Consider the following 12,604-nt stretch of genomic DNA (forward strand, 5'->3'; position numbering starts at 1 on the left):
CGCTCAATTCGAAGAAAAGCGACGATCGCCGGAACACGCGCGTCATGCCATGCCGCGATGGCCGAAAGAGCACATCGCTCCGGCGCGCGCGGCGCGCCTGAGCAGCACGCGATAGGATCGGAAGGGATTTTATGGCTCGTCCCTCCGCCGAAGCAGGTCCCTGGCGGCTTTCTCGCCCTCTGCCTGCATCAGGGCCAGCGCGTCGGGATTCAGAAATTCGACGATCCCTTGCTGATATCCCGCCGTGTCCTTCATATGGGCAAGCCAGGGACGTCCAAGGGAAAGATCATCCCAGAGCTGGAGCATTTGCAGATCCTCCAGCCGGCGGACGTAAGGCAGGATGGCGAAGTCCGCCAGAGTAGGGCTGTCCCCAACGAGAAATGCTGAACCGGACAGAGCCGCCTCCACCGCTTCCATCGCTTTGCGCCAGGCATCGAGCGACGCGCGGAAGGCTGGGGCCCTGACGCCCAGCGGCACCACCTCCTGATAGATGGCACGCAGTTTCGGATCCGGGATGGCCGCGTAATAAGCGTCAAGCGCTTCCGGCGTGCCGTGCACCGCCATGAGTTGCGAGCGGATGACGACAGCGATGCTGAGTACCGCGATGTCGAAATGCAGACCGGCATCCAGCCGCTGCATCCACGCGCGCACCCTGGCCCGGGATAGCGGATTCGCTGGCATCAGCGACACGCCCTGCGGGAACGCATCCTCGATATACTCCATGATGATATTGGATTCGGTTACGACGACGCCATCATGCACCAGAACAGGAATTACCGCTTTGGGATTGAGCGCAAGGAACTCCGGCGTGTGCTGATCCCCTGCCCTCAGATTCAGCATACGCCCTTCCCAAGCCAGTCCCTTTTCGGCGAGCAGGCAGCGGACCTTGGCCGCGCAGGTTGACATGTCGGCATGGTATAATTCGAGCATGCAGACTCCTATTGGTCGGCTAACGCCGAAGCGGGCGCTGATCTGGATCGTCGTTCAATCATATTTGGGAAGTGCGGACAGGCTGGCGCCCATATCCCGCAACTCTTCCTGCTCGAAGGAGAGCACCCGCGCCAGCGCCGCTTGCGCCTGGGTGTCGTCACAGTGCCGCCGCAGCGCAGAATATGGGCTCAGATCGAGGCCGCCCAGCTCGGCGGTCGTATAATTCCAGTTGAGATAGGCATCGATGATCGACCATTGGTCGCCATACCACCATCGCCCCGCTTCGAACCGTTCGGAGAGCCGCTTCAATACCGGTTGATAATATTCGATTCCCAACGCCCGGATACCGTCGACATCGCCTGTCCTGGTGAAGCGTGCCGGATTACGGACCATCCTCGTCATGGGGTGCAGTGTGGCCGAACACCAGATCAGGTCCTCCACCGCCTCGTTTTCCCCGAGTCGCCCCGGATCAAAAGGAAGCAGCCCGGCATCCGGAAAATACCGGTGCAGGTGAAGCAGGATCGCCGAATTTTCCGAAAGCAGCTTGTCGCCGATGCGTAGCGCGGGAACTTTGCCCTTAGGATTGATCGCCAGATAGTCGGCCCTGCTATCCGGCTCCATGAGCCTCACGATATATGTCTCATAATTGAGGCCGGCCTGCTCCAGCGCCGCCCTGGTCACGCGCGAGCAAGCGCCAGGGAAATGGTAGAGCGTGAACCGGGCTGTCATGATCATGACCCCGCGTCTTCCGCCGTGCCGCTATCCTTGATCTCCACGCTGGGCTCCCAGCTGTCCATGTGGTCCTTCAGCAGCGCGAGCGAAAATGGTCGCACTTCATCGAAGCGACCCTGCTGAAGCTTGGTCACGAAGTCTGGGTCGGCGATGCTGCTTCGCCCGATCGCCAGCAGATCGAACTCCCCGGCCAGGAAGCGCCGCTGCGCCTCCTTGAGACTGGCCATAAGCTGCGGAGCGGATTCGCGATGCATCAGCATGTCGGTGATATCGCCTTTGATCCCCACGCTGCCGACGGCCAGGATCGTGGCGTCCGTCAATTTCTTGGCCCATCCGGCGAGGCTCAGTTCGCTGCCCGGCCATTCCGGGCGATCGAAACGCCGCGTTGAGATATTGAACATGTCGGCGCCGGCCTGCCTGAGCGTCCCGAGCAGAATCTCGAATTCCTGCGGATCGTTGACCACGGTCGCGTCGAAGCTGGTGGTTTTCCACTGCGAAAGCCTGACGCTTATGATGAAATCCTGTCCCACCGCCGCCCTGACCGCCGCAACCACTTCGGCCGGAAACCGGACCCTGTTGCGAAGATCCCCGCCGCCATATTCATCGTCACGGAGATTGGTCTCCGCCCACAGAAACTGGTCGAGCAGATATCCGTGCGCAGCATGTATCTCGACGCCGCTGAAGCCAATCTCCTGCGCCAGCAACGCTGACCGGACATAGGCTTCGCGAAGCGAGGCAAGATCCTCGATCGTGGCGGCCCGTCCGCTGGCTTCCCCCTTCCGGACCAGCCCGGAGGGGCTGATGGTCGGATAATCGGACCAGGCATCATTGCCCTCTGCCGCACGCATGGCTCCTTCGTGCCAGAGCTGGAGCAGCATATGGCCGCCGGCGCTTTTGACCTCCTCGACGCACTGTCGCCAACGCTCGGCGGTGTCGGGGCGGATCCACATCGCCGTTGGCTGCCGCGTGGCCGATCCATGGTCGATCGCGGTCGACTCGCTTATCACCAGGCCGAAGCCGCCCTCCGCCCGTTTCCTGTAATATTGGGCAAGCGATGGAAGAGGCGCACCGTCCTTACTCATGGCGCGCTGCATGGCCGGAACCGCGAAACGATTGCCGAGAAGCAGCGATTTGACGCTGTGTGGTGTGAAAAGCGGAGAAAGATCGACCTTGGACATTGCGATTCTTGCCATCTCGATAGGGCCGGCAGCTAGAGAGATCACTCGGCCCGCGAAGTGGCCGGGCGCTTTTGGAGGCGTCCCGGCCTATCGCTGCCGTATTCGGCTTGATCAGAACGAGTATCTTGCGGCCACGCCGAAGGTCCTCGGCGGCGAACCATAGTTGGCGAGCGCCGCGTCCGCCCTGGCATAAGCACGATTGAGGATGGCCTCATCCAGCAAATTCTTGACGAACACCGTAAGGCTGATCTTATCGCCGGGCAGTAACACGCGTACCGAACCGTTGACCATGAAATAGGGCTTCTGGCGCACCACATTGTCCGGCTCGAAGAAGAACTCGCTGCTGTAGTTCACGGTCCCGCTGTAGCTGACCTTCGCGCCCATCATTTCATGTTCATATGTCAACGTGCCGTTGGCAACGAACTCCTGTGAAAGCGGCAGGCGCTTCCCCTTGGCGTTGAAGGTCGTGTCGATCGTCGCACCGCCCGGCGGGAACGGATTGAAGGTCGCACGTCCCGCATTGGGATAGTTGCTGTATTTCGCGCTGAGCCACTCCAGGCCGCCCGAGAAGGTCAGCCCTTCGGCGAGTTTGGCATCAAGGTCGATATCGACACCGTAAAGCTCAGCGCCGCCCCCATTCTGCAGGATCGGGAAACCAGAAACATAGCGGTTCACCTGCACATTGGCGAAATCATAGTAGAAGCCGGCAATGTTGAAACGCGCGCTGCGGTCTAATAGTTCGGTCTTCAACCCGGCCTCATAGGCATGCAGGCTTTCGGGCGCGAAGGCCGGATTGGTCTGGACGATGGCATTGAAGCCGCCGCTCTTGAAACCCCTGCTGTGCGATGCATAGGCCAGGACATTGTCGTTGATCTGATGATCCAGCGCAATTCTGTAGGTGATTTCCTTGAAGGTCTTGGAACCGAAGTCGGTTTCGACACCCGCAAGGTCCTTGGAGGTCAGGTCGCGCTTCTCATAGGTGTAGCGGATACCGCCGGTAAGCTTGGTGCCGGGAAGCACTTCCAGGGTAGCCTGCGCAAAGGGAGCGATCGATTCCGCGACTTCCTTGTTGCGGGCGTAGAGCGCGAAAGGACCGACGACGATGGTCCGTTCGACGACATTGGTATTGTTGATGTAGAAAGCGCCAGCCATCCAGTTGAACGACGAGCTGTCGTTTGAAACAAGCTGGATTTCCTGGGTGTAGACATCCGACGGGGTATCCGGGAAACGGAGTTCCGAAAGCGTTCCGGGTAGGCCGTCCGTGTCGCCGATCAACTTGGTGTTGCCGGCGCGATAGGCGGAGATCGAAACCAGCCGGGCAAAGCCGAGATCATGATCGATGTTGAGGCTGGCGCCGCCCGTCTTGATCTTGATGAAGCTATCGCGGCCCGCCCGCGTGTCATACCGGCTGTCGACGGGGACATAGCCGCCGGGGCCGGTCCATGCGATGGTCGGGACCGTTCCAGGATAAGGCTGATAGGCCTCGGCCAGATCGTGGCTGTCGCGATAGTCGCCGATTAGGGTGATCGTCGTGTTGTCGCCGGGCTCGAACATCAATTTGCCGCGGATCGAGAAATTATGCTTCGTCTTGAAGGTGTCGTTCCCGGTCGTGAGGTTGTCGCCCCATCCCTTGCCCTGGGTCCGATATTGGGTCGATATGCTGGCCGCCACCTTATCGGACAGACCGCCGGTCAGATACAGGTCGCTGGTGAGGGTCTGGTATTCGTCATATGACAGCCCGGCTTCACCCCCGGCATCATAGCTGGGCCCGCGCGTCGTGATCTGGATTACGCCGCCGGTGGTGTTGCGACCGAACAGGGTGCCCTGGGGACCCTTGAGAACCGCGACCTGGGCAATATCGTTCATATTCTGGATGCCGTCACGCTGCTGCGCGATATAGACGCCATCGATATAGATGCCCACCGGGTTCTCGGTGAAGCCGCTTTCCGTGCCCACGCCACGGATATACGGATTGAAGTTGTTGAAGGATGTCCGCATGTTGAGGCCCGGCGCCACTGCACGCAGTTCGGTCAGATTTTCGATGCGCGCGTTGGCGAGCCGCTCTGCGTTCACGGCGGTCACCGCGATCGGAACGTCCTGAAGATTCTCGGATCGCTTCTGCGCCGTGACCACGATCTCGGCCAAAGCGCCATCATCGTTCGATGCTCCAGGCGCCGAAGTGTCACCTGCGGTCTGCGCGATCACCGGATGAGAAAGGGCGATCAGTAAAGCGGCGGAGCCAAGCAACGTCGCGCGTCGAGCGAAAGAAAAATCATTCTTGTTCATGTTATCCTCCCTATTTCATATTTACATGGCTATATGGATGACTTGCTGACCGAATAGCCGGCCAAGTCATGATCTTATTATTATAGCGCACCGGATATTCCGGATCTGGATGATCCGGCGCGTGTTGGTTTCGGTTCTAACCGGACTAAAGCCTGCCCTCGCTCGCAGCAGCGTTCCGACCGGCTATATGTCCGAAAACAAGGCCCGGCCCCACAGATCCACCGCCGCCGGGATAGGCCATTCCCGTAAAACCCGCGCTGACATTGCCCGCGGCATAGAGCCCGGCGATCGGTTCACCGCGCACGTTGAGCACCTCGGACTTCGCGTTGATCTTGGGCCCACCCTTCGTACCGAGCACGCCGGAATAGATGCGGCAGGCGTAGAAGGGGGCCTGATCGATGGCACCGAGGGTCTGGAGCGTGCCTTCGCGCGACGCATCTCCGAACGCCAAGTCGTAACTGCTGCTGCCGCGCCCGAAGTCGGGATCCGCGCCCTCCGCCACATGAGCATTGTAGCGCTTCACCGTGGATTCCAGACCTTGGGGATCGACCCCAATCTTCTCGGCAAGCTCGCTCAGGCTCGCCGCCGATTCCATCCACTCAGGGATCGCAGTCCCGGGAAGGCGGCCGGCGAAAGGATAGCGTTCCATATATTCCCGATCGACGATGATCCACGCGGGCAGGTTTGGATAATCGAATGCCATCTCGTCGAAATTGTGCATCACCCGGCCGATGTCGTTGTAATTGTGCGCCTCGTTCACGAAGCGCCGGCCGGCCCGGTTCACCATGATCGACCGGGGATTGGCGCGCTCGCCGCCGGTCAGCCGTGTATATTGCCGTCCGTCATATTGCTCGCCGGGGATGCTGATCGCGGGCATCCAGGCTGCTTCCTTCATATTGGCGATGGCCGCTTGCGCTTCCATCGCCATGATCAGGCCATCGCCGTCACAGGATGGCGGGCTCAGCGGCGCTTCGATCGGGCCCGCGAGATGATCCTTTACCAGGACTTCGTTCCATTCGAACCCGCCGCTTGCAAGGATCACGCCCCGTGCCGCACCGATCCTGCGGGTTTGCCCGTCGCTTTCATATTCGAGCCCGATGACCGCGCCGTCCTCGATCACAAGCCGACGCGCCCGCGCATTCAGCCGGAACTCGACACCCTTGTCGACCGCCCCCTTGATCAGCGCCGCCATTAGCGCTTCTCCACCGCCGACCATGCCCTTGGCGATACGATCGCGGATAACCTCGGGATCTAGGAGATTGATGCCGTTCTGGATGTCTTCCCAGCACAAGGGCACGGGATGGCCCGGCACCGAACGGAGATGGGGACGAAGGTCGCCAAGATCACCTCCGCGGAACAATTGCGGCGTCAGCGTCCGTCCAAATGTGCCCCCCGGCTTCTCCGGCTGATAATCCGGCAATCTGGTCGCGTTGAGCTCAAGCGGGCTTTCGGCCTCGATGAAGCGGATCACGTCGGGGGCCTCGTCGACGAAGACCTCCGCCAAATCCATGTCCATCCCACCGAGGGACAGATGGCGCAGATAGGTGAGCGCCTGCTCACGGGAATCGGTCGATCCGACTTCATGCATGTGGTGATTGTTCGGAATCCAAGCGCCCCCGGCCGAAACGGCGCTGGTTCCCCCGAACTTGTCGCTGCGCTCAAGCACCACCGCCGTCGCACCATGGTGCTGGGCGCTCAGCGCGGCAGCCACACCCGCGGCGCCAGAGCCGACCACCACGACGTCAACGGTTTCGTCCCAACTTGGCATTCTTCAAAGTCCTCGTGCTGAGCTGATGCGCGAGCGTGCGGCGGATTCGCGGCGCGCCTCGTGAAACTGGCATGATTTGAGCGTTCGGCGCGGGTACATCGAATGCGACATCGGACCCTATTTCCCCTCCGTTGGCCTTGCAAATCCCTGCCGCGCGAAAATATTCTTTTTTGGCACGGCCGGCGGGTATCTGACCTCTGACATAGTGATACAGAAGTTTGTTGTCAAGACAACGGTTATTTCGATCGATCCTCGTTGAGGTGATATTTTTATGATGAGCCGTCAGGCCGGATGCTCGTCATGGATATGGTAGCTGGTCGCGTTTTCCGTGTTCTATGTCTCTTGGAATAGAGATCAGAAGGAGAGCGACGACCGCTGACAATGGAATGAGCATATGGAACAGAATATCGTAAGACCCTGTATTATCGAAGATAAGACCCGCAACTAGCGGCCCTGTCCCCGATCCGAGTCCGACTATTCCTGCGATCGTTCCCCACAGGAGACCATAATTGCGTAGCCCGAAATATCGCGCCGACAGAATGGCGAGGGCATCGATTTCCGCCCCCACGCCGACACCGATGATCGCAGCCGCAATCACCGCCCACAGGAACGAGCCATCGTAGTTCAGGAATATGATCGGCGCCAACACCGGGATGCCAAGCGCGAACGCACCGATCCACCGGCCATCCATTCGATCGAGCAGGAACCCACTGCCTATCCGGGAAGCTATGGCCGCCATGCCGAAAACTCCAGCGGCATAAGCAGCCGAAGACCGATCCAGGCCGCCGCCTGAGACGATCGGCACGAAATGCACCAACAGCGATGTCACGGCGGCCGTGCCCAGATAGCCCGCGAGCGCCAGTTGGACGAAAGCACGCGAACGGAAACCCTCGGCGGCCGACAGGCCATCGGATGTCCGGCTCGATGTTGCGGGCCGGCCGCTCAGCCGCTCCAGATCGCGCGCATCGAAGAACACCCGCCAGATCAGGGGAAGCACGAACAACAGGCCGACCAGGCCCAGCGTGAGATAGCCGATTCGCCACCCATATTGTCGAGCCAACGCGTCGACGAGGGCCGGACCAAAGAAGGACGCGATCCCGCTTCCGGACAATGTGAATGCCAGAGCGATGCCGCGATGCCTGTCGAACCGGCTGACCACGGCGGCCGACCAGATGGTGGGCTGAATCAGCATGGCGCCGGCCGCGACGAAAGCCCATCCCAGCCACCAGCTCTCGATGGAAGGCCCGGCAAGCGGCAAAGCCAGCAACGCCGCGGAATATAGCGAGACGCCTGCGAGGGCGATGCGTCGCGCGCCGATGCGGTCGATCAATCGACCCACGAAAGGCGAGCATAGCACGGTGGCGACGCTGACGATGGTCAGGCCCGCCGAGATTCCTGCGCGGGACCACGCGAATTCGCGCTGAAGCGGCTCGATGAGAACACCCAGCGTGTACAGGTACAGGGTATAGAACGCGATTCCCGCGCAGGCAGCGGCAACGAGAGAAATGCCGGACCTCTGCAAATTCAGCCTCCCCGGATATCGGCGGAGCGGTCGAAATCCAGACCACCCATCGCTGTTGCCCAACGTTTCGTTCACGAAAATTCTGTTCGCATTGCGCAGCGGCTATGAAGGTCACGATAGTGCGGTATCTTTTCGTTGTCAAAACAACGATATTTTCCGGTGAGATTCCCTGCGCTTTCGTATCGGCTCCCGCCTACGGTGGGAAATGCCTTCCCGGGCCGGAGGATGCCTTCCGGGTGCCTACCCTTCGTTAGCAGGTTAGGCGGGCGAGAGATTCTGGCTGGATCGCAGCTGGGAGAGGATGTCGTGGAGATTTGTCTCCAATCTCGTGATGAGCGCGTCGGCGACTGCCAGGTCGACGCCGTCCACGATGATGCCATAGGTTTGCCGCACCACGTCCATCGAGCGTTCCGCCTCCGTCCTGCCCTTCCCCGTCAGCGATACGAGGATCACCCTCGAATCCGAGCCATCTCGGCTCTTCGTGAGGAGCTTCCTCGTGGCCAGCGCCTGCAATCTCCGGCTGATCCACGCCTTGTCCACGCCCAGGTCACGGCTGATGTCTATCACCGACGCCGATTTGTGCTCCGAGAGATAGGCCAGGATTCGGGCCTCGGTGAAGCCCAGTCCATAGGCATCGCCTAGCATCAGGCGAGCGACGTCTTCCAATGTGTCCGAAACTTTGTGAATACGCGCTGGGATCAGTCGTTCGAACGGTAACAAGCCCTGCCCCTGCTCTTTGCCGCCGGCTGCACCGCTCTTCTTCGCTGACACTTTTGATCTTTCTGCAGAAAAAACCCGCCGCCGTCTTCGCATGGTTCCGCGACCGCCGCCAGTTTGTTCTCCGTTTCACGATATCGTTGTCTTGACAACGATATGTGGGGATGGCAGATCGCTGGTTGTTTCGAAGGACAAGGACGGCAGCGGGCCGCGAGGCGCTGCGCCGGATCAGCAGAGGATGAGGATCAGATGGCGCAGCGACCAGATGACGACGCGATGGCGACGCCGGAAAGCCGAGGCGAGGATCCGCTGGCCATGCAGGACCTGCAGGGCATCTACGATCTGTACGGCCAGCTTCGGGGCTGCCCGATTCGGCATAGCAACGCGCAGGGCGGTTTCCACTGGCTGACGCGCTACAAGGATGTCCGCGACGCGGCGCTGGACTTCCGGCATTTCTCTTCGGCGCTCAAGGGTGTGCGGTTGCCGGCGCATCTCGACACGGGCCGGCTTCCGGCCATCGAGATGGACCCGCCCGAGCATGGCTTCTGGCGCAGCCTGTACATGGAGGCGATAACCCCGGCCCGGCTCAAGGCGGTGGCGCCCCGGCTGGAGGCGATTGCCGACAGCGTGATCGATCGTTTCGCTGCCAAGGGCGAATGCGATCTGGTCAAGGAGTTCGCCAGGCCGCTGCCCGTGCTGGGCCTGTGCGAGACGATCGGCATGACCGGCGTGTCGGTCGAGCGCATCCACGAGCTGGCCGATCGCTTCACCACAACCTCGGGCGCCGATCAGGGCGCGGTCATGCAGCAGATCGGCGCGACCGTCATCGACGAGATCAATGCGCGGCGGGCGCAGCCGCTTGACGACTATCTGACCCGGATCGCGCATGTCGAGATCGAGGGGCGGCCGATGAGCGACGGCGACATCGCGACCTTCATGACCGGCTTCTTCGTCGCCGGTCACGAGACGACCACCTCGGCCCTGGGGACCCTGCTGCTCCATGCGCTGCCCTCGGCCGATCTCAGGGCGCGCATGCTGGCTGACGACAAGGTCATGACCGCGGCGATCGAGGAGGCCGTGCGCCTCTCCTCGCCCTTCCAGGCCTTCCATCGCACCACCGTCGAGCCGGTCGACTTCGGCGACGTCACCATCGCCGCCGACCAGACCGTCCGGCTCTGCTACGGCTCCGCCAACCGCGATCCCGAGATATTCGACAAGCCGGAGGCGTTCAATCCCGATCGCCCCTTCAACACCCATCTCGGCTTCGGCTTCGGACGCCATGTCTGCCTCGGCGCGCCGCTCGCCCGCCTCGAGATCAAGACTGCCTTCAGGCGGCTCCTCGACCGCCTCCCCGACATCCAACTCGTCGAGCCCAGGCCGGACTACATCGTCCAGCTCGGAACACTCATCACTCCCAAATCCTGTCGCGTCTCATTCTCACCAAAAGCGTGACCACAGATCCAAACACATAAACTGTCCGCGCCATCCAATGCATATCGCGGACTGAGGAGAATAATATGGTAAAGTCCTGGGCCTTCGAGTTCATCCCCGCACGTGAGGGATTCACGAAAAGCTATGACGTCGATGATACCGCACTTCGCAATGAAAAAGGAATGGCGCCCGACGAAGGCGCGGCCTATTTCGAATTTTATCTGAACCTCTGGTCGCGCGCCGAAGAACTCGGTTTCTACGGTATCTTCCAGAGCGAGCATCATTTTGGCCGTGGCTACAGCCCGTCGCCCAATCTCCTGATCGCCGCAATGTCGCAGCGCACAAAGAATCTCCGGATCGGTGCCATGGGCATGGTCGTTCCCTTCAACAACCCATGGCGCATCGTCGAAGAGATCGGCATGCTCGACAACCTCACCGGTGGCCGTCTTGAGATCGGCACGTCGGCGGGCATTCCCCACGAACTGGAAAGTGCGGGAATGTCTCCGGCCGAGGGACGCGAGCGGTATGAGGAAGCCCTACAGATCATCGATGCAGGCATCCGCCAGCCGATCATCTCGCACAGCGGTAAATATTGGAACTTCCATGATCTGCGGCTGGTGCCGCGCCCTGTGCAGCAGCCGCATCCGCCGATGTGGACGACCGTCATCAGCATCGAGTCTGCCAGAAAGGCCGCGCGTCGCGGATCGAAGATCACCACGGCGTTCGCGCAGAACGAGCAGATTCGCGAACTTTTCGACGCCTATAACGAGGAAGCGGCCAAGCACGGTCATCCCACGGGGCCCGAGCAGGTTGGGCTGCGGCGACAGATCATCATCGACGAAAGCGAACTGGTGTCGACGTCCCGGTCGGAGAAGCTACAGGACGAACTGCACAAGATGGTCGCGAAAACCGACAAGCGATATGTCGCCCCCGGCCAGAAGGCTTTCGACGCGCCGTCCGGCGGCCATGGTTTCACCATAGGCGAGGATGAATATATCAGCGGCACGCCGGCACAGGTTCGGGAGCAGGTTCTCGAACAGTGCGAACGCACCGGCGCTGGACATTTTCTCTCCATTTTTGGCGGCTGCGACGATCTCGATCAGTTGACCCGCAGCTGGGAGCTGTACGCAGTGGAAGTGAACCCCGCTCTCGCCCGCGCGTGACGAGCGGCCACGTGACGAACCCGAAATCCTGAACAAACAAAAGATAGCGGAGGGTATGACGATGCAGACAGGCACAGTGATCAGCGATAATGCCGAACTGGTTTTCGATTATGAAGGCTCGGGCCCCCTGCTGTTGACAATCTCTGGCGGAGGGGGGACCGCACCCCGCTTCGCGCCGATCTCGTCACTGCTGAAGGACGACTATACCGTCGTCCGCTATGATCGGCGGGGCAATTCCCGGAGCACCGGCGACAAGACAAAACCCCTCGACATGGCCCAGCAGGCCCGCGACGCGGCCGCCATCATCAACGCGCTTGGCAAGGATGGTGCCTATGTCCTGGGCGAAAGCGCCGGGGCGAACATCGCCCTCGCGCTCGTGGCCGATCACCCCAATGTGGTCCGTGGCGCGGTTTTCCACGAGCCGCCGATCATTTCCCTGCTTCCGGATGCGGCTGAGCAGTTCGCTTTTCTGGACGAGGTGGCGGACCTGTACGAGCGCGAGGGAGCCCCTGCCGCCATGCATCTTTTTGCCAAGAGCATCATCGGGTTCGCACCAACCGTGGAAGCCGATGAACGTCGAATGGGCGATGCGGACGCCACCTCCAATCTCGATTTCTTCTTCGCTAAGGAGTTTCATAATATCAGCCACTTCAAGCCTAACCTTGAACGGCTCAAGCACAGCAAGGTCCCGATGGTCGCCGTCGCGGGTAAGAAGAGCGGGACGGCCTATTATGCCCGGTCCACAAAACTGCTGAGCGAGGCCATCGGCTGTCGCTTCAGCCTGATGTCGGAGCATCATCTCGGTTTCATCGCCGAGCCCGCGACCTTTGCAGCGGAGATCCGTCCCCTCCTCAACGACTTGCGCCAGAGTTAGAAA

10 protein-coding genes are annotated in these 12,604 nt (G+C 60.8%); 3 read left to right on the forward strand and 7 right to left on the reverse strand.

What is annotated here, in order from left to right:
- Window positions 1–129: 129 nt before the first annotated feature.
- From CMV14_RS14585 to CMV14_RS14615, 7 genes are all read right to left on the reverse strand, one after another.
- Window positions 130–930, reverse strand: coding sequence for a glutathione S-transferase family protein (locus tag CMV14_RS14585; protein WP_066969642.1), 801 nt, complete (start codon window positions 928–930; stop codon window positions 130–132).
- Between the two features lie 54 nt (window positions 931–984).
- Window positions 985–1,665: a glutathione S-transferase family protein gene (locus CMV14_RS14590; RefSeq protein ID WP_066969644.1), complete on the reverse strand. Its 681-nt coding sequence runs from the start codon at window positions 1,663–1,665 to the stop codon at window positions 985–987.
- A complete protein-coding gene (locus tag CMV14_RS14595) occupies window positions 1,662–2,855 on the reverse strand; it encodes an oxidoreductase (protein WP_083216152.1) in 1,194 nt (397 codons plus the stop codon). The genes CMV14_RS14590 and CMV14_RS14595 overlap by 4 nt, the downstream gene beginning before the upstream one ends.
- A 96-nt stretch (window positions 2,856–2,951) precedes the next feature.
- Window positions 2,952–5,126, reverse strand: coding sequence for a TonB-dependent receptor (locus CMV14_RS14600; RefSeq protein ID WP_066969648.1), 2,175 nt, complete (start codon window positions 5,124–5,126; stop codon window positions 2,952–2,954).
- Window positions 5,127–5,271: 145 nt separating this feature from the next.
- A complete protein-coding gene (locus tag CMV14_RS14605; protein ID WP_066969650.1) occupies window positions 5,272–6,894 on the reverse strand; it encodes an FAD-dependent oxidoreductase in 1,623 nt (540 codons plus the stop codon).
- Between the two features lie 298 nt (window positions 6,895–7,192).
- Window positions 7,193–8,416 (reverse strand): MFS transporter, encoded by a 1,224-nt coding sequence (locus CMV14_RS14610; RefSeq protein WP_066969652.1) that lies wholly within the window; start codon window positions 8,414–8,416, stop codon window positions 7,193–7,195.
- 258 nt (window positions 8,417–8,674) lie between these two features.
- A complete protein-coding gene (locus tag CMV14_RS14615; protein ID WP_066969654.1) occupies window positions 8,675–9,187 on the reverse strand; it encodes a MarR family winged helix-turn-helix transcriptional regulator in 513 nt (170 codons plus the stop codon).
- A 195-nt stretch (window positions 9,188–9,382) separates the two neighbouring features.
- On the opposite strand from CMV14_RS14615, the gene CMV14_RS14620 reads away from it, so the two are divergent.
- From CMV14_RS14620 to CMV14_RS14630, 3 genes are all read left to right on the forward strand, one after another.
- On the forward strand, window positions 9,383–10,585 hold the full coding sequence (locus CMV14_RS14620; protein ID WP_066970395.1) for a cytochrome P450: 1,203 nt from the start codon (window positions 9,383–9,385) through the stop codon (window positions 10,583–10,585).
- A gap of 65 nt (window positions 10,586–10,650) precedes the next feature.
- Window positions 10,651–11,727, forward strand: a complete 1,077-nt coding sequence (locus tag CMV14_RS14625) for an LLM class flavin-dependent oxidoreductase (protein ID WP_066962731.1) — start codon at window positions 10,651–10,653, stop codon at window positions 11,725–11,727.
- A gap of 61 nt (window positions 11,728–11,788) precedes the next feature.
- Window positions 11,789–12,601 (forward strand): alpha/beta fold hydrolase, encoded by an 813-nt coding sequence (locus CMV14_RS14630; RefSeq protein WP_176489037.1) that lies wholly within the window; start codon window positions 11,789–11,791, stop codon window positions 12,599–12,601.
- The last annotated feature ends 3 nt before the right edge of the window (window positions 12,602–12,604 follow it).

Source organism: Rhizorhabdus dicambivorans, assembly GCF_002355275.1.
Taxonomy (GTDB): Bacteria; Pseudomonadota; Alphaproteobacteria; order Sphingomonadales; family Sphingomonadaceae; genus Rhizorhabdus; species Rhizorhabdus dicambivorans.

Bases quoted from the DNA above. Each gene is read 5' to 3' on its own strand.
- CMV14_RS14585 (WP_066969642.1), bottom strand. From the start codon at position 930: ATGCTCGAATTATACCATGCCGACATGTCAACCTGCGCGGCCAAGGTC.
- CMV14_RS14590 (WP_066969644.1), bottom strand. From the start codon at position 1,665: ATGATCATGACAGCCCGGTTCACGCTCTACCATTTCCCTGGCGCTTGC.
- CMV14_RS14595 (WP_083216152.1), bottom strand. From the start codon at position 2,855: ATGGCAAGAATCGCAATGTCCAAGGTCGATCTTTCTCCGCTTTTCACA.
- CMV14_RS14600 (WP_066969648.1), bottom strand. From the start codon at position 5,126: ATGAACAAGAATGATTTTTCTTTCGCTCGACGCGCGACGTTGCTTGGC.
- CMV14_RS14605 (WP_066969650.1), bottom strand. From the start codon at position 6,894: ATGCCAAGTTGGGACGAAACCGTTGACGTCGTGGTGGTCGGCTCTGGC.
- CMV14_RS14620 (WP_066970395.1), top strand. From the start codon at position 9,383: ATGGCGCAGCGACCAGATGACGACGCGATGGCGACGCCGGAAAGCCGA.
- CMV14_RS14625 (WP_066962731.1), top strand. From the start codon at position 10,651: ATGGTAAAGTCCTGGGCCTTCGAGTTCATCCCCGCACGTGAGGGATTC.
- CMV14_RS14630 (WP_176489037.1), top strand. From the start codon at position 11,789: ATGCAGACAGGCACAGTGATCAGCGATAATGCCGAACTGGTTTTCGAT.